At 31.8% G+C, this 20,820-nt stretch carries 13 protein-coding genes and 2 pseudogenes; 5 read left to right on the forward strand and 10 right to left on the reverse strand.

Annotated features, from left to right (window positions below):
• Positions 1 to 173: 173 nt before the first annotated feature.
• Both FOF46_RS06225 and FOF46_RS06230 read left to right on the forward strand, forming a co-directional pair.
• Positions 174 to 1,976, forward strand: a complete 1,803-nt coding sequence (locus FOF46_RS06225; RefSeq protein WP_143915853.1) for a M61 family metallopeptidase — start codon at positions 174 to 176, stop codon at positions 1,974 to 1,976.
• An 11-nt stretch (positions 1,977 to 1,987) separates the two neighbouring features.
• On the forward strand, positions 1,988 to 2,527 hold the full coding sequence (locus FOF46_RS06230; protein WP_109435049.1) for a GNAT family N-acetyltransferase: 540 nt from the start codon (positions 1,988 to 1,990) through the stop codon (positions 2,525 to 2,527).
• On the opposite strand, the gene FOF46_RS06235 is transcribed toward FOF46_RS06230, so the two are convergent.
• From FOF46_RS06235 to FOF46_RS06250, 4 genes are all read right to left on the reverse strand, one after another.
• Positions 2,505 to 5,345 (reverse strand): alpha/beta hydrolase family protein, encoded by a 2,841-nt coding sequence (locus tag FOF46_RS06235; protein WP_143915854.1) that lies wholly within the window; start codon positions 5,343 to 5,345, stop codon positions 2,505 to 2,507. The two genes, FOF46_RS06230 and FOF46_RS06235, sit on opposite strands and share 23 nt — an antisense overlap.
• Before the next feature lie 218 nt (positions 5,346 to 5,563).
• Positions 5,564 to 6,577 (reverse strand): hypothetical protein, encoded by a 1,014-nt coding sequence (locus FOF46_RS06240; protein WP_109435047.1) that lies wholly within the window; start codon positions 6,575 to 6,577, stop codon positions 5,564 to 5,566.
• A gap of 157 nt (positions 6,578 to 6,734) precedes the next feature.
• Positions 6,735 to 7,430: a LytR/AlgR family response regulator transcription factor gene (locus tag FOF46_RS06245; protein ID WP_143915855.1), complete on the reverse strand. Its 696-nt coding sequence runs from the start codon at positions 7,428 to 7,430 to the stop codon at positions 6,735 to 6,737.
• 2 nt (positions 7,431 to 7,432) lie between these two features.
• Positions 7,433 to 8,743 (reverse strand): sensor histidine kinase, encoded by a 1,311-nt coding sequence (locus FOF46_RS06250; protein WP_143915856.1) that lies wholly within the window; start codon positions 8,741 to 8,743, stop codon positions 7,433 to 7,435.
• 205 nt (positions 8,744 to 8,948) lie between these two features.
• On the opposite strand from FOF46_RS06250, the gene FOF46_RS06255 reads away from it, so the two are divergent.
• Entirely contained in the window at positions 8,949 to 9,818 is an 870-nt protein-coding gene (locus FOF46_RS06255; RefSeq protein WP_143915857.1) for an ABC transporter ATP-binding protein, read from the forward strand.
• 24 nt (positions 9,819 to 9,842) lie between these two features.
• Positions 9,843 to 13,415 carry a M1 family aminopeptidase gene (locus FOF46_RS06260; protein ID WP_143915858.1) on the forward strand — a complete coding sequence of 1,191 codons (3,573 nt, stop codon included), beginning with the start codon at positions 9,843 to 9,845 and terminating at the stop codon, positions 13,413 to 13,415.
• 100 nt (positions 13,416 to 13,515) lie between these two features.
• On the opposite strand, the gene FOF46_RS06265 is transcribed toward FOF46_RS06260, so the two are convergent.
• From FOF46_RS06265 to FOF46_RS06285, 6 genes and pseudogenes are all read right to left on the reverse strand, one after another.
• Positions 13,516 to 14,154, reverse strand: coding sequence for a response regulator (locus FOF46_RS06265; RefSeq protein WP_244299581.1), 639 nt, complete (start codon positions 14,152 to 14,154; stop codon positions 13,516 to 13,518).
• Positions 14,155 to 14,322: 168 nt separating this feature from the next.
• A pseudogene (locus FOF46_RS06270) lies at positions 14,323 to 15,398 on the reverse strand (IS3 family transposase).
• On the reverse strand, positions 15,331 to 15,477 hold the full coding sequence (locus FOF46_RS32500; protein WP_244299582.1) for a hypothetical protein: 147 nt from the start codon (positions 15,475 to 15,477) through the stop codon (positions 15,331 to 15,333). Before FOF46_RS32500 ends, FOF46_RS06270 begins: the two are co-directional and overlap by 68 nt.
• 324 nt (positions 15,478 to 15,801) lie before the next feature.
• Positions 15,802 to 17,163, reverse strand: coding sequence for a hypothetical protein (locus FOF46_RS06275; RefSeq protein WP_143915859.1), 1,362 nt, complete (start codon positions 17,161 to 17,163; stop codon positions 15,802 to 15,804).
• 55 nt (positions 17,164 to 17,218) lie between these two features.
• Positions 17,219 to 18,637: a DUF5018 domain-containing protein gene (locus FOF46_RS06280; protein WP_143915860.1), complete on the reverse strand. Its 1,419-nt coding sequence runs from the start codon at positions 18,635 to 18,637 to the stop codon at positions 17,219 to 17,221.
• Between the two features lie 108 nt (positions 18,638 to 18,745).
• On the reverse strand, positions 18,746 to 20,326 hold the full coding sequence (locus FOF46_RS06285) for a BspA family leucine-rich repeat surface protein (RefSeq protein WP_143915861.1): 1,581 nt from the start codon (positions 20,324 to 20,326) through the stop codon (positions 18,746 to 18,748).
• Positions 20,327 to 20,557: 231 nt separating this feature from the next.
• Here FOF46_RS06285 and FOF46_RS06290 point away from each other — a divergent pair.
• Positions 20,558 to 20,820: pseudogene (locus FOF46_RS06290) on the forward strand (IS3 family transposase); the annotation flags it as partial.

A 20,820-nucleotide genomic window follows, 5' to 3' on the forward strand; every position in this document is an offset into this window, starting at 1 on the left:
AAAACAAATACAGTTTAAAAAATGACGGATTTTTAATTAATACTTATATTTGGATTTCATCACTTATTCATAGTCAAATCACAATGAAAAGCGTATAGTAAAAAAGTCTAAAATCATTTAGGAATCGCTATACAAATTTGATCTAACAATCAAAAAACAATAAAACGAAAACCATGAGACTCATACACATATTAATAGCGATACTACTTGTACAATTGGGCTTCTCGCAATCAAAAAATCAATATAGCATATCTTTTGACAATGCGGTCCATCATGAGGCCAAAATAAAACTAACTTTAACAGATCTAAAAGCAGATACTATTGCTGTAAGGATGAGTAGAACATCTCCCGGAAGATATGCTTTGCATGAATTTGCGAAGAATGTCTATGATCTAGTAGTTACTGATGGTAAAGGCAAAAAAATCACCGCTACTCGACCTAACCCACATCAATGGGATATCTCGGGACATGATGGTACTGTTAACGTTTCTTATACTTTATTTGCAGATCGAGCAGATGGTACCTATTCGCAAATTGATGAAACTCATGCTCATCTTAATATTCCTGCCACTTTTATATATGCCCCAGAACTAAAAGATCGACCGATAGAAATTACTTTTGATCTTAGAAAAGATCTAAATTGGAAAATAGCTACCCAACTCAAGACTTTGGGAACGAATAAATTTGGTGCTCCTAATCTACAATACTTTATGGATAGTCCTGTAGAAATTAGTAACCATACAGTACGGGAGTTTAAAGTAGCTTCCAATGGTTCAGACTATATTATAAAGCTTGCTTTACATCACCCTGGCACAGAAGAAGAGGCCAGTACTTACTTTGAAAAAATAAAAAAGATTGTAGTACAGGAAAAAGCTGTATTTGGAGAGTATCCAAAGTTTGACAATAATACATATACTTTTTTAGCCTGTTATATGCCACAAGTATCAGGAGATGGTATGGAACATAGAAATTCTACAATACTTACCAGTACACGTAGTCTTGCCAATGAAGGAATGGAAAAAAATATAGGTACTGTATCTCATGAATTTTTTCATGCCTGGAATGTGGAACGTATACGACCAAAAACATTAGAACCTTTTAATTTTGAAGAAGCTAATATGTCGGGAGAATTATGGTTTGCAGAAGGGTTTACCAGTTATTATACCGGTTTAATCTTGTGTAGAGCCGGCATTTTAAGTCAAGAGCAATACATAAAGGGATTAGCAGGATCTTATAATTATGTCTGGAACTCACCTGCCAGAGCCTATTTTAATCCAACAGAAATGAGCTATCAGGCTCCTTTTGTAGATGCCGCAACATCAGTAGATCCAGTAAATCGAGGAAATACCTTTATTTCATATTACTCTTATGGTAGTGTATTAGGATTAGCACTTGATTTATCGCTAAGAAGTCTTAAAGATGACCTTAATCTGGATGACTATATGAAGCTAGTTTGGAAAAAATATGGTAAAACTGAAATTCCATATACCAAAAATAATTTACGAACCACTTTAAAAGAATATGCTGGAAAAAGTTTTGCTAGTGATTTCTTCCAAAAATATATTGATGATAGCCAAATCCCTGATTATAAAACTTTATTTGCTGAGTTTGGAGTTTCGTTAATTAATGATTCTAAAAAACCATATCACGGAATCTCAATAAAATTTGATAAAAATAATAACGCAATAATCAATAATTATCCTAAAAAGGGAACACCAGCATATAAAGTAGGATTAGATAAAGATGATATTATTTTAGCAATAAATGATGATTCCTTTACTAATAAAAAAGAACTGGAAGAATTACTTAAAAAATATACTCCTGGAGAAAAAATAAAGATCACTTACAAAAGGTTTGAAAAAGAGATAGAAACAGAAATGACTCTTGCTACAGATCCAAAAATTGAGATTGTATTACAACAAAATGCTGGTAAAAAAGCCACAAACAAACGTGAAAAATGGTTAAACGCTAAATAGTCACATACATCATGAGTATAACGTATACCACGGTTACTTCTGAAGAGGAATTACAACAAATCTTAACTCTTCAACAAAATAACTTACCTATATCAATTTCTAAAAGCGAAAAAGAAATAGAAGGCTTTCTTACCGTGCAACATGATCTTGAAATCCTTAAAAAAATGAATACTTTACAACCACATGTTATCGCCAAAGATGGCAACAAAGTGGTTGGCTATGCACTGTGTATGCTTAAAGATTTTAAAGAGGATATTGAAATTCTGAAACCCATGTTTACTCAAATTGAAGCACATTTAGATGCGCATATCTCTTATTTTGTTATGGGGCAAATCTGTATTGACAAAGCCTATCGAAAACAAGGCATTTTTAGAGGTTTGTATCAAACCATCAAAAAAGAATCACAACAAAACTATAGTCTCCTTATTACAGAAGTTGCATCAAATAATTTACGCTCATTACAAGCGCATTATGCAATAGGTTTTAAAACATTAATTACTCATAAATCCGATGGTGTAGAATGGCATCTTATTCATTGGAACTGGGAGTGATGCTTTGCCGTTTCCCTACCGTTTCCAGATCATAGCCAAAATCTCTTCCTTTTTGTATCCTGGGAACACCTTTAGTCATCCATTCTGGTGCAAGTTCACCTTTTAAGTAATGATCAAAAAACTGCATCATCCGTATTGAAAGATCTTGTCTGTTTTTTATCTTTCTTAGGTTATGAGCTTCATCATTATACACCAATAACCATGCTGGTTTTTGCAGTCTGCGCATTCCCATAAACATTTCAATACCTTGATAATACGGGACAGCTCCATCTTTATCATTATGCATCATTAATAGTGGTGTTTCTATTTTGGGAATTCCAAATAATGGAGAGTTTTCTATATATAAATCAAATCCATCCCATAGATTTTTACCTATACGACTTTGTGTTTTTTCATATTGAAAAGCCCTACTCATTCCTGATTGCCATCGGATTCCTCCATATGCAGAAGTCATATTACTCACAGGTGCGCCCGCCATTGCAGCTTTAAATTTATTAGTTACTGTAACTAAATACGCCACTTGATATCCTCCCCAACTCTGACCTTGAATAGCCATATTATCACTATCAATATATCCAGATTTTTCTAATGCTTCTACTCCAGAAACGATACAATTATAAGCACTCGCTCCGGGTTTACCTTCTTCATAAACAATATCAGGCACGAACATGATATAATCATTACTTACGAGATAAGAAGCATTTACCGTAGAAGCACTAGGCCTTGGAATATGATAATAATTATAGCTATCTGATCTTTTCTCATAAAAATAAGTGATCAAGGGGTACTTTTTAGATGGGTCAAAATCTTCTGGTTTATATAGAATTCCTTCTAATTTTTTGCCATCAAATGCTTTCCATGAAAACAACTCTGCAGTTCCCCATTTAAAATCTTTTTGATGTGGATTGATTTCTGTGATTTTATTTGATTCTTTAAATCCATCATCTGTTACATAAAGATCAGAAAAAGTAGTGAAGTTTTCCTTTCGATAGGTAAACACCTCATTATATTTTGCTTTTTTATAAGATCCTATATAGAATTCTAATGGTTTTATTTTTTCAATAAGTTTTTCCTTTCGTAAAACATATAAACCAGAAACTTTTGTCTTTTTATCAAAACTTGTAATCAACAATGCCTTATTACTATATGACGCTAAATTTCTATGATCAGAATCTAGTCTTTGTGTTCTATATTGGATATTATTTTGTCTTCCGATTTTAGTTATATTACTTGGTGTTTTATTTCCCGAAAGCAAAACTTTCCAAACATCAAATTTATCATAGATCAAGGCATTACCTTCATTGTCAAAACCTCCAAACCCATATGGGAAAGGTGACGCAGGTCTATCGTTATCCTCATCATAAAATGCTACTTCTAAATCTTTAGTAAGATTTGTTTTTTGTTCGGTGTGCAAATTAACTGACCACCAATTTTTGGTATTCATATCATAATACAAAGCATATTTTCCGTCTGGAGACAAATATGGTCGAGAACCTACATTTTCAATTATCAAATGCTTTTGCCCTGTATTTGTATTAATTTTATAATAATCTTTGGTTCGAGGGAAATCCCAGGATCGTCTAACATCATAAGGTGATCCCGTTGATCCTAAAACAAATTGCTGTTCTCTATCATCATCAAAAATGACATCATCAATAGTATTATCCTGAATATGAATATAGTTTTTGGTTTCTGTATTATAGTACGATAGATAAGCCTTCTTATTAAGTTTTTCGAATTTGGATTTCTGTTCGGGTTGAATCAGCTTATCCTGCCAATTCCAAACATCTACTTGAGGTATTTCATCTTTTAATAAAGTTGTGTCCTTACTATATACAATTCTGGGTTTTGAAAATAAGTAAAGTCGTTTTCCGTTTTCAGAGAAAAAAGGAGTTTGATCCTTACTCAACTCCCAATTTTTCCTAAGGTGTTTACCCTTAACATCAACAAGCTTTTGTAATCTTCTATCTTTATAATAATGTAGTTCAAATTTTAAAGAGTCTATTGCTGTAGAATCTGTAACTGATAAATATGTAAATTGACTACCATCTTTATACACCGAGAGTTTAGTATACATGTATTTTGTAGTATCTATAACAGTCTTTGTCCCAGATATTAAATTGTATTGAAATACGCCTAGATCTCTTTCTTTTTCTTTTTTATTTTTAAGTGTATAATAAAAAGTATTTCCTCGCTCAGGAATAGTAAAATCTTTTATTTGATGTATGGTATCTTTTTGTTTAGTTTCTAAGTTATATACCAGAGCATAATTTTGTTTATATGCTAATGAAGTATTTTTTTGTAACGTGTCTTTTTTCTGTTCAGAAGCGTCTTTCTTTTTCTTTTTTTCCTTTTTATACTTTTCAAGAACTAACCAGCCTTCTTCTTTTTGGGGCATTTTATAAGTCTTGACTCTTAAAATAGAATCTGAAATGCTATTGGTTTTTGCATCATAGATCAATAATGCATCCTTTGTTCTGTTTTCTTTTTTTATCTCTTTCTTTTTTTCTTTTCTAGTTAATTGATATGCCGGTTTTTTCTTAAAAACCACATAGTTTTCATCCCAAGAAATTGAAGCCTGATATCCATTTGGATAAGTGAATTTAGTTTTACTTTGAGTATTATATATTTCTAAATAGCCATCGCCTCTTTTAGTATTAGTTTGGATTGTAGAAACAATTAGTCTTCCTTTATTTGATATTTTTACTTTAGTAATATTCTTCCATAAATCGTAGTCATCATGGGTCAAAGTCTTTTTCTGCGCAGAAAGAAATGAAGTGCTTAGTATAACTACAAAGGTGATCAGTCTTTGAATCATAATTCAAGTTTTAATATTAGCGAGTTTTTGCATGGGGAAAAGTATAAAACCTTTCTGCTAATATAGGTTGTTTAACATAATTTTATCTAAAAATCAGGCATTTATATCGTAATACCGTTAATTTTTTAGAACATCAAAAATATTGCGCTTTTTACTTGTATTAAATCAATGATACCATGAAACCAAAAAATTGACTTCATGGTACCATAATTAAGTTTTTATTCAATTCCCAAATATGGATTATAGGTATATGTTTTATCAAAGTTTTCTAGTCCATTAAAATATTCATCTACAAGGTGAGCGGGGTAATATGCTATTCCTCCTGCTAATAACCCTTGATTTCCTCCATCATTTTTATCATCCCAATTCCAAGGAGCATTAGCGTTACCATTCCCATACGATTTCTGAAAAGATTTGGCATTACTAAATAGACTAGTATTAAATCTTTGATCCCACATCCCTCCATTTTCGAAAATGTTTACTAGTTTATATTTTACATTTCTATCATAGATATCAGAAGGATACTCACTTGTGGTTTTGCTTGGAAAATACACTATATAATCGCTCCCTCCTGGTTTTTGTTTTGAATGCGCTTTTATACCATGGCCTTTGGCTTCTGCAGAGGTTTTAAATCGACTTACTCCATTGTGATTTTGTAATGTTAATGTTCCATCTATATCTTCGTTTCCATTAGTTAATCCAGAGTTAGGTGCTTTATAAGAATAAAAATCAGAGTGAAATACGGTTATAGCTCCCAAAGCACTGCCATACATCGAATTATCTTTTTTAACAACCGTCAAAACACCTTCCAGATCATTTTCATGTTCATCTATGCGATATAGAAAGAAAATATCTGTCCAGTCTCTTGGATGAAAAAACGCATAAGTAATAAAATAATGTGTTGTTGTTTCTACTACAGAATAATACCCCACAGCATTTCCTTGATTGTTAGTTTTTGAAATATTACTCCAGTTATTCTTTGCATTAAGATCTCCATCAAAATCATATCGTGTAATATAATCTGCTTTCCCACTCAAACCATGAGAACCAGTCCTGTCAACGTCCTGATAATGAATCGGAGCATGGTAAAATGCCAAGTCGAGGTAAAAATTTTGGTTTTTGTTTAAATTAATAGCATTCTCTCTCTGGGTTTGATCAGGGGTAAAATCATCCCCTTTTTCGCAACTAAGAATAACAATAAAGATGAGTGTAAATAAAATAGATTTTTTCATAATTGAAAAGTGTTTGGTTAATAATCACTTAAAAGTAATACCCTACACCTTTCAAAAGCTTAGCTAATTCTTAAGGCTACTTTACGTTAATATTGATAAAAGGTTATCTATATTAAATTAGTCTGAATATTTGAACGATCGAGTTTTTAATACTGTTTTAAAACAATCTGTATTTCAAAATAGCTTTATACGATTGTCCTATAGGAATAACCGCTCCTTCTAACTTAATTTGATTCCCTACAATACTTTTAATTGAAAAAACACTCACCATAAAAGAGCGATGTACTCTTATAAATTGTTCTGTTGGTAGAATGGTTTCAAAATAAGAAATTGATTGATGGATAAGTAACATTTCATTTTGAAGGTATAATTTTACATAACTACCATAACTTTCTAAATATTTAATATCATCTAACTGAATATGATAAGTTTCTTTATCTCCCTTTAAAAAAATACTGGTATTAGTCGCCTCCTTGACAATTTTATTTTTCTTCGAAGAATGTTCTTTTTCTTTGATTACTTTGGTATATGCTTTTAAGAATCGTTCAAAAGAAAAAGGTTTTAATAAATAGTCACAAACTTCTAACTCATAACTTTCTACTGCAAATTCTGAATACGCAGAAGTAATTATAATCAACGGAGGGGAGGTTAACGTTCGTAAAAAATCCAAGCCTTTTAGTTTAGGCATTTCAATATCCAAAAAAATCAGATCTACTTGTTTTTTCTGCAAAAATGTTATTGCATCTATGGCATTATAACAATTCCCAATCAAGGTTAAATCACTTAGTGACACAGCATAATCTTCGATTATAGTATGCGCTATAGGTTCATCATCTACAATGATATAATTCATGTTTAGATATTAATTGTTAAACGTACGTTATAGGTTTCTTTCTGGATATCAAAATCAAGAGTAAATGCATTATTATATATAATCTCTAATCGTTTTTTCAGGTTTTCTAGTCCAATACCTTTAGAATCACTTTGAGCAGATTTATCATAATTATTAGAAACTTCAAACATAATCTGACGATTAGAAACTTCAAGATTTATATTGACGTAAGCTCCTTTCACTAAAGAATCTACTCCATGCTTAAATGCATTTTCTAACAATATTATAAATAATAATGGAGGAATCAGGATATCAGATTCTTGAATATCTTTATTAAAAGTAATTTCTACCTTTTCATGATGTCGTATTTGCTGAAGTTCTATATAATTCTCAAGATATTCTATCTCCTCTTCTAGTTTTACTTCAGATTCTTTCCCTTTATAAATTACATATCTCATAATATCGGAGAGTTTAAGAATAAGATCTGGAGCATCATCAGATTTACGTTTTGCAAGTCCGTATAAATTATTTAGGGTATTAAAAAAGAAATGCGGATTTACCTGTTGTTTTAGCAATGCTAACTCTGCTTTGGCTTTATCTGCTTTTAGATTTTGAAACCATTTCCATTGATCATACAGCCACAATATGATAAACAACGGTATGGGAAACAAAAACATTATAAACAAATCGAGATTTTCTGAATGTGTTCTGGTACCTAAAAAAGCTATAACTAAATAAAATAACACTAACCCTCCTCCATAGAGTCCGATAATCAACAATCTGTATTTTTGAAAAAATCTTGGTGCCAAAATATAAAATACTCCCAACCAAAATAATGTCAATAAGGAAAATGTAATTGGGTTATCAGGCACTCTCATATAGTCATCTATTATTAACATAACAATAAAAATGATAGCAAGGATTATCATTTTTATCAAGATAGACTTACGTTCTTTTAATAATGTAATTGTGTTTTTATTCTTATACTTCTGTAAATACCATGACCAAAGAATGTAAAAACTGCTTATAAACAATAAAAACATACAACTGATTCCTAACACTCTATAATCCATTAATCTCCCCAACATAAATCCTATCAAAGAGATTGTCCAACTGGCTATCATCCAATAAAAAATCCTCTCTTTTCTATGAAAAAATGCAGCGTGTACGATAATAGAAATAACTAATCCCCAAAATATAAACCCCAATACATTAACTAGTATTTCTTCAGAATCGATACGAATAAAATCAACATACTTAAGGCCTTCAATTATAAAAAAGAGAAGTATAAATCCAAATGGGATAGCTCTATATTTCTTTAAAAATCCAATCATAACTCAAAAATAATAAACCTATACATATCCCAATAGTTATATGTACAGACGCTATCAAAATAGAAACGAACTCGTCATTTTTTTTGATTAATCGTATTTATTGTGTTTTTCAAAGTATCTGTTCAATTCTATTTGTATTCATATATATTATTGGGTTTCTCTTCCAACTCAATTTATGTTCGTGTCAGAATCAAAATTAATTGGTATGAACACATTACAAATAAAAAATGTATCAAAAACCTATGCTAATGGCGTAAAAGCGTTAGATACTATTTCACTAACCATTCATAATGGTATGTTTGGCTTGTTAGGACCAAACGGAGCAGGTAAATCTTCTTTAATGCGAACAATTGCGACTTTACAAGAACAGTCATCGGGAGACATCTTGTTTAACGGAATTGATATTATTAAACAACCTCAGGAATTAAGAAATCAATTAGGATACCTCCCACAGGAATTTGGAGTATATCCAAAAATTTCTGCGCAAAAACTCTTGGATCACCTTGCTATTTTAAAGGGTATTATTAATAAAAAAGAACGCAAAGAACAAGTAGAAGCCTTATTGCAACAAACAAATCTAAACCAGCATAGAAAAAAAGCAGTATATACTTTTTCTGGCGGAATGCGACAACGATTTGGTATTGCACAAGCATTATTAGGTAATCCTAAGTTGATTATTGTAGATGAACCAACAGCTGGTCTGGATCCTGAAGAGCGTAATCGATTTCTAAATTTATTAAGTGAAATAGGAGAACACATTATTATTATTCTATCTACTCATATTGTAGAAGATGTAAAAGATTTATGTGCTAATATGGCTATCATGAGTCAGGGTAAAATAATTACAAAAGGTATTCCTACTCAATTAACAGAGAAATTACATGGCAAAATCTGGCACAAGATCATAGAAAAACAAGATCTAAAAAGTTATCAAACTGCTTTTAATGTCATTTCTACTCGACTAATATCTGGCAAAACGCAACTTCATGTTCTTGCAGATGAAAAACCAGAAGCCGGATTTGAACCTATTAATCCGGGATTAGAAGATGTGTATTTCAGCACGTTACAAGCATAAATTAATTACAAAATAAACGCGATTATGTTTACTCAACTTTTTCAATTCGAATGGCGATATCATTCCAGGCAATTATCATTCTACATGTTTTCTATTGCATTTTTCTTTTTTGGATTTTTCATGTCATCAAAAGGTAGATTAGGAAGTTCAGAATTAATTAAAAGTAATGCTCCATATCAAATTAGTTTTTTTATTGGAATGTTTAGCCTGGTATCTGTTTTTGCGATTATGTTCTATTGCGTGCATGCAATCATTAGAGACCAACAATATCATACCGAAGGCATTATCTATACTACTTCTATCAAAAAACATCATTATTATTGGAGTCGGTTTTTGGGAGTATTTTTGGTTAGTCTTATTGTATTTACTTTAGCACTTGTGGGTTTTGGAACAGGAACATTTTTTCCCACTGCCCCAGACCAATTTGCTCCCTTTAAGATTATACATTATTTATCTATTTGGACAACCCTACTATTTCCCAATTTATTTATTCTTACTGCTTTATTATTCTCAATTTCTGTATTTTCTAGAAAAGCATTAACCATCTATATCGGTGCTGTTCTTATTTATGCTTTATATTGGGGGTGTTCTATATTTCTCAACTCTCCTATGCTTGCCCAGGCTGTACCACCTTCTCAAGAAAATATGGTTATTGCTGCATTAGCCGATCCATTTGGATTATCTGCTTTTTTTGAGCAAACCATGTATTGGACTCCTTTTCAAAAGAATACTCAACTTCTATCCTTTTCTGGATATTTTCTTTGGAACAGAATAATCTGGATCTCGCTTTCAATACTTCTTTTGGGAACTACATATAAACTGTTCTCCTTTAGAAAAAATGCTCAAAAAGCAAAAAAAAATGAAGACGTTTTAGAAAGAGTACATCAGAAAAAATTGTACACTCCAGTTTTGACATTTGCAAAAACCAGAAAAGCACAATGCTCTAGTTTTTTATCCCTCACAAAATTAGAGCTAACAAACATTTTTAAGAGCTTACCCTTTATTGCAATACTTTTGATATGGATTTTGATCGCTATAACCGAAATTTATAATAGGATTTATGAAGGTGGTTTTTATCATGATAGTTTATATCCTTCAACATCATCATTAATTGAATTGATAAGTGAACCACTACCTATTTTAAGTCTAATTCTTATTATTTTCTATAGCGGAGAATTAATATGGAAAGAACGAAATTTAAATTTTAACGGTATTTTAGACACGACTCCTGCATCAAACAATATCTTTTTTTTCTCAAAATATGTTGCACTACTCGTATTACCATTATTATTAATTATCACTTCTATTCTAGTTTCTATAAGTTTTCAGATTGCTGGAGATTATTATGATTTTGAATGGCAACAATACATTAATATGTTCTACTTTCAGGGTACTGAGATGATTTTTTATGGCGTTTTGACACTCTTCATTCAAAGTATGGTATCCAACAAATACATAGGAATGTTTCTTTCTGGAATTCTTATTTTTTTATTAGGAAGTTCGCTAAGTAGTTTTATTGGGATAGAACATCCACTACTTCAGCTAGGAAGAACATCTAAAGTAGTATACAACGATATGAATGGCTATGGATATTACCTAAAACCCTTCAATTATTATGCTTTATATTGGATAACACTTGCAGGAATTTTGGTAGTACTAGCCTTCAAATTATGGAAGCGAGGAATCATCGCTAGTGCAAAATTCAGAATACGATTACTTTTTTCGAATTGGACAACACTCCAAAGAAGTATTGTTTTTGTATTAGCTCTACTTTTTATTAGTTCTGGAAGCATAATTTTTTTTAATGTCAATATTATAAATGGTTATGTTTCTTCTCATAAGGAATTAGATTTAGCCGAAGCTTATGAACGTAAATTTAAACAATACGATTCGCTTGAAGAATTGTATCCCATCCATCTAAAAACAGCCTTGGATATCTATCCCGATGAGAAAAAATACACAGTAAAAGCTGATTATATCTTAAGTAATAAAAGTGACACTAAGATTACTACTGTTTTTATATCTCCAAGAGAATCATTACAATCCGTATTTTTAGAAAATGCCGTATTGATTGAATATGATTCTATTTTCAAAACACATCTGTTCAAATTAAAAAATCCTTTATTGCCTGGTCAGCATTTAAAATTTAAATATGAGCTCATCATAAAAAATGATGGTTTCGAAACTCGAAATTCTATTGTAAAAAATGGCAGCTATATTTTACATTCCTCCTTTGAACCATCTTTGGGATACAGAAGAAGTAAGGAAATTAAAAATTCTAGCGAACGAATAAAGCGTGGGTTACCAAAATTAGAAGAAGAAATCATAAACAATACTAATTTACATGCAAAACCTGATAATCTTATTGGTCGTGTTCCTTTTGAAACCATAGTATCAACACAGACAGATCAAATCGCTATTGCACCAGGAAATCTTATTAAAAAATGGAAAGAGGGTCACAGAAATTATTATCACTATAAGACACATGGCAAGGTATCTCCTTTACTTGGATATTTTTCTGCCCGTTACGAAGTACAACAAGAAAAATATAATGGTATCAATATAGAACAATATTTTCATCCAGAGCATCAGATGAATATCACCTCGGCTATGAAGGCTAGTAAAGAGACATTAGAGTATTGTACTCAAAATTTTGGCGATTATCCTTTTGATCATCTTCGTATTGCAGAAATTCCTGCACATTGGTCCTTTGGAGGACAGGCTATGCCAGGAACTATAAGTATGGTCGAAGATAATTTTTATTTATTAGATCAACGTGATTCTGAAGTTTTTGACCTGGTAGCCAAACGTACTATTCATGAAGTAGCACACCAATGGTGGGGACACATACTAACACCCAAAATGACTCAAGGGGGAGGTTTTTTTACAGAAGGGTTAGCCAAATACACAGAAATGGTAGTAATGGAGAAGTATTACGGAAAAGGTGCTTTGTGGAATTTATCAGAAACATCTAATAAACGATATTTTACAGGACGTTCATACACTTCAGAACTAGAACCTCCTATCTATTTATCAGACGGGCAAAGTTATCTCCAATATGGCAAAAATTACACTGTATTACTAGCGCTTAAAGAGCTTATTGGAAGTAGAAAAATAAATACTATACTTCATAAATTGGTGTCTAAATTTGGAAATAAAGAAGAATTTGAAATTATTACCTTGGATTTTCTTGAAGAAATTTATCTGGTAACTCCTACAAAATATCACCCCCTAATTGATGATTGGTTTAAGCGTATTATTATTTATGATTTAAAAATAGAGAACACTTCATACAAAGAACTAAAAAGTGGAAAATACGAAATTACGCTAGATGCAGTAACCAAACGATTTGAAACCAAAAATCAGGGTAAAGATGTAGAAATTTCGATTCAGGAACCTATCCAAATAGGATTATTTAGAAAACATCCTAAAAAGATCAAAGTGGGTGATGATATCTTATATTTAGAAGCGTATCATTTTGACAAAGAGAATTCTCAAATAAAGATTATTGTTGATGAGATTCCTAAATACATTAGTATTGATCCCTACGGAACGCGACTAGATAAAAACAGAATTGATAATATAAAGCATTTATAAATCTTAGTATAGATAGAAACTCCAAATGCTAATTAATTAGCATTTGGAGGGTCTGTAAATTGAACTCTGTCTGAAATAAAATTAGTACTTAAAATTTATTTCAGACAGAGTTCAATTTACATCCTCGTTTTTTATACTCCACTATTGCTTCATACTTATTTTTAACATAAAGTTTTCCATAAATATTTCTTAGGTGGTATTTTATTGTATTTATACTTAAATTTAAGGTCATTGCTATTTGGTTATAAGTCATACCTTCTGATAATAAAGTAATAACCTTATTTTCTCTGCTTGTAAGTTCATTACAGTCATTTTTTTGAAATGATTCCACTACCATTCTAGCTATATTCGTACTCATGGGTGCCCCCCCATTAATAGCTTGGTATAACGCATTTAAAAATTCTTTTTCCCCACTACTTTTTGTCACATATCCTATTGCTCCTGCACAAAGAGCATCAAAAACATGTGTAGAGTTTTCATGAACGCTAACTACTATTATAGATACAGAGTCACCTAATATAGCCTTAATAGCTTTAATGCCTTCAATGCCGCTCATACCTGGGAGAGAAATATCAATTAAAATAAACTCAGGGCTAAGATTTTCTATATGTTCCAATGCTTCCTCGCATGATGTATAAGCTCCACATACTCTAAAATTTGTTGTATTATTTATAATCTCTTTATAGGATTCTAATAATACTTCGTAATCTTCTACAATCATTACTTTTTTTATAGGCATATGCTAAAATTTGGTAAGATATAAAGCTATTTAATTTTAAGTAAGCTAACATAAAAATAATGTTAATAATTTACTAAAGCTGTATTACACTCTCTTATTATGAGGATACCCCCTAAAATAGGACGGTAAGTTAAGTTCTCAAAAAGAAACCTTGACCTCCTCCTATATTTAAGTACTGGCCATAACTAGAGAATTCGGGCTATTTTGATACATTTCGATGTACTCGTTGGGTGACATGTCACCCAACGAGCTGTGCGGTCTAAAACCGTTGTAATCTTCTCTCCAAATATCGAACTTTTCCTGTGCATCTTCCAAAGAAAAGAACCAATTGGCATTCGGACATTCATCTCTAAAGCTACCATTGAAACTTTCAATAAACGGGTTATCGGTAGGTTTTCCGGGCCTTGAAAAGTCCAGTTCAACATTGTTTTCATACGCCCATTTGTCCAATATTTTACTGATAAATTCACTTCCATTATCCACTTTCACACGCTTTGGAAGCACTTCGTTCCCAAAAGAAATCCCTTCCATCACTTGCACAACATTACTTCCCTTAAGCGACTATCCTGCTTGTATGGCCAAGCACTCCCGACTAAAATTATCCGCTACGGTTAAGGCCCTGAAACGATTGCCGTTGTAGAACTGGTCACAGACGAAATCCATGCTCCGGCATTCATGTAAACTAGAGGCATTGCCTTGACTCGGTTGTCTATGTGCGGCGGAACGGTTGCGTTTTGGCCGCTTGCCCCTTAGGTTCAATCCTTCCTCGCAATAGACCCTGTACATACGCTTGTGGTTGTCCATGAAGCCTTCCCGTCTCAAAAGGATATGGATGCGCCAAAAACCATAACGAACCCTTACGGCGGCAATCTCGTTCATACGCATGCGTAATAAATCGTCATTGCGACTACCCTTGGCCTTGTAATAGAATACGCTCTTGTGCAGCAATACGAGCTTGCAACAACGCTGAATGGAGATGTTGTGCTCCATCCTGATGTTATCGACCATCCCACGCTTTCGGGACGGTCTCAGAACTTTTTTTTCAATACATCCTGTAAGATCTGTTTGTCCAAGCTCAAATCAGCAACCAGCTTCTTTAGCTGCGAGTTCTCCTCTTCAAGGTTCTTGAGCCTTCGAAGTTCGGAGACCCCCAAACCCCCATATTGCTTCTTCCAATTATAGAAAGTGGCCTCGCTGATACCCATCCTGCGGCACACCTCCTGGATACGGGTTCCCGTTTCCACCTGTTTGATTACAAATACAATCTGCGATTCCGAATATTTTAATCGTTCCATAAGCAAATACTTGTTCAAAGTCAAACATTTATTCGCCCTGAATTCTCTAACTTACAACTGTCCAGTGTAACGGGAAGAGGTCATTACATATTATTAAAACTTAGTTTTTGCTTTTAGTACATTTATCTTTAGAAAAATAAAGCATAAGTAGCATTGTAATAAAGTAAGATTTGGGTGTATTATTCATATTAAAATTTTTATTAGCTATACTTTTTGTTTAGTCAATTAAAAGCCACTACTTATAAATAAAACATTATTAAACTTACACATAATTTTCAAAAGCTTACTTCGATTAGGTATATTATCATTATGCATAATTTGTGATATTCTTTTTATAACTATAAATGTTTAGCTATTTAATTTTACTACAATCTAAATTAGCTCCGTTGATGATTTCCCATAATTTTGACTTAGTTTGATAAGAACCATTAATGTATTCTTTATATATATCTGCATATTTATAGCTACATTTACCTTTAGAATCTTTTGAAACAACAGCAGCTTTTATCATTTTACGCATAATTACTCCAGAAATATCATGCCTAATTATAGTCCATTCATCATGCATAATTACTGCTTTGTAAAATTTTTGATCCCAGCCTTTTTCTTTTGCACTTTTATTAGCCAATAAAACAATTTCTTGTTCCAATTTAGGGTTTTTCATTTTGGGTTTTGGAAGCTCCTTAGAACCATCTATTAAAAAATCTATGTAATCAAAAACTTCTTTTTTAATATTTTTTTTAATTAATTTCCCTTTTTCTTTATATGAATTGAGCACAGACAAATCCACCTTTAACTTTTTATCCTTATTATAAAGGTTTACTGTAGGAGTAGCACTTTGATCTACCGCAATAGCTAATTCTCCAAATATATGATTACCATCTTCCTTAAATTTAATAAAATGATTTAATTCCTCTCCTGGCTGACCTGGTAAAAAAAATAAATTAGGATCAAAATTACTTCTACAAAGTTTATAGGTATCATATTTACTTGTTACAATTATTGATGAATTATTACTTTCATTATATGGGTAATATTCACTATAACTTTCATTTTTGTTATATGTTCTACTTGGACGAAATCCTACTGAACTTTTTTCTTGACCCCAAGAAGAATCCATTGGATTAAATTTGGAAATAGTTATTTTTAACTTTCCACCTATAAATGATTCTTTAGGCTTATAAAGATTTCCAAATGGAATATCAACAGAACCAGGAATAACATTTAAAGAAATTACATCTGCAAGAAATATACGCCTTACTTTCTTTTCTAAAATGCTTTTAGTTAACTCCTCGTTCATTTGCCTTAATCTAGAAGATTCACTAGCTACTACCGATTTATCTTTTGACAATAACTCCACATTTGTACATGTTAAGAATGCTGTAGACAGCATAAACTCTGGTCTATTAGCCTCATCAAAACCGTACCTCTCTAATTTACCATCTCTCAACAAAACCACATAGCTAAAACCATTTCCTACATATATATACAAATCTTTAGTTCCTTTTACAGCTATTAATTCTCTTTTATTAATTTCTCCATTTATATGATAAAAATCAAGATTTAAAGTACCGTTATCACAACATTGAGTTATTTCAACTTTTTTATAATTTTCATTAGTATTATAATAGGTTCCCTCCTCTATTCCTTGAGCATTGATGCAAAAGAATGACATAAAATAGAAAAAACTAATTAAATCGTATCTATTTTTCATTTTTATTTATTTAGATTAATCGTAAATTTATTTTTTAATTTTATATTAACTAAATCTATTTTAAGCTTTGCGCAAACAACCAATCCCAAACTTTTTCATTATTATATGTTTTAGTCCAAGCATCATGCCCACCTAATTTATACATCGTAAATGCCATATTTTGATTTGGCTTATTTATTCCTTGATTGGTAGACCATTTATCTGTATCTGTATTAAAATGCATCGTATAATCTTCATTAGCCACTGTTCTACTTCCATCACCATAAGGATATACGGCCATTACTGATGTTCCCGTATTTGCCACTCTATTAACATTATCTATTGTAGTTGCTCTACCAACTCTTTTATCTTCAAAATTATGGAACGCCCATATTTTTGAGTTTATTAAAAAATCTGCTGGTTGCACCAACCTATTTGCTCCACAAATAGGAACTGCCGCTGCTATTTTATCATGATGAGACTCTAGAGCTTTCCATGTACCTCCTCCACCTGCACTCAAACCTGTAACATAGACCCTATTTATATCAATAGGGTAATTTTTAATCAAATAATTGTATAAGCTTAAAAAAGAGTTTCCTCCAAACCATCCGTTTGGACTTTGCGGAGAAATAACTATTGCCTCAAAATCTTTACCATTTTTTATTAATTTTGGTGGTCCATTAACTAAAACCTTTGACAAATCTTCTGAACCATTTCCTTTTTGTCCTATACCATGATAAAAAATTAAGAGAGGGTATTTTTTAGAACTAGAGGGGCTAAAATCTATTGGTAAATATTCATAAAAACCGTAAGGAGGATTATCAGTGGCCTCACTTAATTTAACCGCTGTATGTTCTCCCGCATTACCATAAGGCGCTCCATTTTTGATTACAATATTACATGTAACCACATATTCTTGGGTTGTACCATCTTCTGCTGTTACTGTATATGTTACTGGAGTACTATAATCTGTTGTTGCCAATGTTGGGTCTGGACTAATACTTGCTTTATCTGATATAACTCCTGTTGCTGTTAATCTCGTCTTTGATGTTCCTGATGGTAAACTTACTGCTATTGTTTTAGAAGACTCATCTATAACTCCGTCTACTCCTTCTATTGTAAACTTGGTTATTGACTTCTCAGTACTAGCTGCACTTAACACAGTTACTGTTACTATATACTTTTGTGTTGTACCATCTTCTGCTGTTACTGTAAATTCTTTTGGATTACTATAACCTATAGCTGTTGTTGGATCTGGGCTAATACTTGCTTTCTCTGATATTTCTGCTGTAGCTTTTAAAGCTGTAACTGTTGTTCCTACAGGCAAGGTAATTGCTACTGTTTTTAATTGTTCATCTACTGTGGCTTCTATATCTTTTATTACAAACGATGTAAGCTCTTTTAATTTACTTTTTACTACTGGTTCATCATCTTTGGAACAAGATGTTATTACCAATAGCAATAATGCAATAAGGAAAAAATTGGGTGTTTTCATGTTAAAAATATTTTTTTGTAAAACTAAAGTTTTCACAAAAGCAAAAAACCACCCAAAATGGGTGGTTTTTACTCTTATTTAGAATTAAATCTTAGATTATTTTACTTATTACTCCTTACCTCCATCTGTTATTAACCAATTATTATTATTTATTAAACGTCCTCTAGCTTGTACAGCAGCCTGAGACCTATATTTACTAAAACCTCCATTAAATTCTACATCTTTGGACACCCCATTTTTCTCCCAACCTATTAACAATGCTTCGTAATTAATATACATTACTTTTGCATTCTCGAACATATCTCTCATATTCTTAACATTAGAAACATTCCAATCACCTATATCTTGATTAAAAGCACTAGCTCTACGAAACATATTTTCCATATCTATAACACTGGAGACATCCCAATCACCTATATCTTGATTAAAAGTTCCAGCTCTATAGAACATACCCCACATATTTGTAACATTAGAAACATTCCAATCGCCTATATCTTGATTAAAAGATTTAGCATTAAAAAACATATTTTTCATATTTACAACATTAGAGACATTCCAACCCCCTATATCTTGGTTAAAAGATATAGCAAGATAAAACATACCGCCCATATCTGTAACATTAGATACATCCCAACCACCTATGTCTCTATTAAAGTTACTAGCTCCACGAAACATATTTGCCATATTTTTAACATTGGAGACATTCCATACACCAATATCCTTCCCAAACGCACTTACCCCTTTAAACATCGACATCATATTTGTAACATTAGATACGTTCCAGTTTCCAATGTCTCCATTAAAATAACGAACACCTTCAAACATCTGTCCCATATTTGTAACATTAGAGACATTCCAACCCCCTATATCTTGGTTAAAAGATATAGCACGGTAAAACATACCGCCCATATCTGTAACATTAGATACATCCCAATCACCTATGTCTCCATTAAAATAACTAACACCATAAAACATAGATTTTAAACTTTCTACTCTTGATAAACCTGGAACATCAGTAGCTTTGTAAATCAAATCAGAGCAATTTATAAAGGCCCTCTCCATAGATTGCCATTTTATATCTCCCCAACTATCTATACTTATAATATTATCATTAAAACCGACATTTCCTCTAAAATTAATAGTAGGAAAATCACCAGATATTTTCACTGTATACTCCCCTGCATTTTTATACGTATGCACAGCATCAGATGTTTGCCCATCTTGAACCACACCATCTCCCCAATCTATTGTATAATTATAAATATAATCCCTATTTGTAGAAATAAGAATCTTTTTATCAGGACTAGTAGTTTTCCATGTTGTAACAAATGGAGCAACTGTAGTAGCTGCTTCCAAAGTTACTGTTACTGTATACTCTTGGGTTGTACCATCTTCTGCTTTTACCTCAAAAACTACTGGCTTGCTATAGTCAAGAGCTGCTGTTGGATCTGGGCTAATACTTGCTTTCTCTGATATTTCTGCTGTAGCTTTTAAAGCTGTAACTGTTGTTCCTACAGGCAAGGTAATTGCTACTGTTTTTAATTGTTCATCTACTGTGGCTTCTATATCTTTTATTACAAACGATGTAAGCTCTTTTAATTTACTTTTTACTACTGGTTCATCATCTTTGGAACAAGATGTTATTACCACTAGCAATAGTGCAACAAGGAAAAAATTGGGTGTTTTCATGTTAAAAATATTTATATTTAAGATTATTTTTTAGAATAAAAAAAAATATCCATATATATAATACAGATATTTATTCATACAACATTTACTTATTTAGATTACACTAATAGTAAATTTTAAATTAAAATAATAAAGCTACCTTTTAATTTTAATGACTCTTTTTTTTGATGCAGCTACAAAATAATCAATCTGTCTTGTCCTAAAATAAGTTGACACAAAATTGACTTATTTATGAAACATTCAGAACAACCAAGGAAGAAGCGTACACAACGAGATTACAATTTAGGCTTTAAATTAGCAGTAGTTGCCCAAGTTGAAAAAGGTGAGCTGACCTATATATAAGCAAGCACAAAAAGCTTATGGCATACAGGGGAGAAGTACTGTTTTGGTTTGGTTACGAAAACATGGTACTTTAGACTGGAGTAAACCAATTCAACACCAAATGCCAAAATCAAAAGAAACACCAGCACAAAAGATCAAGCGATTAGAGCGTG

Origin of the sequence: Aquimarina algiphila (genome assembly GCF_007489275.1) — a bacterium.
Taxonomy (GTDB): Bacteria; Bacteroidota; Bacteroidia; order Flavobacteriales; family Flavobacteriaceae; genus Aquimarina; species Aquimarina algiphila.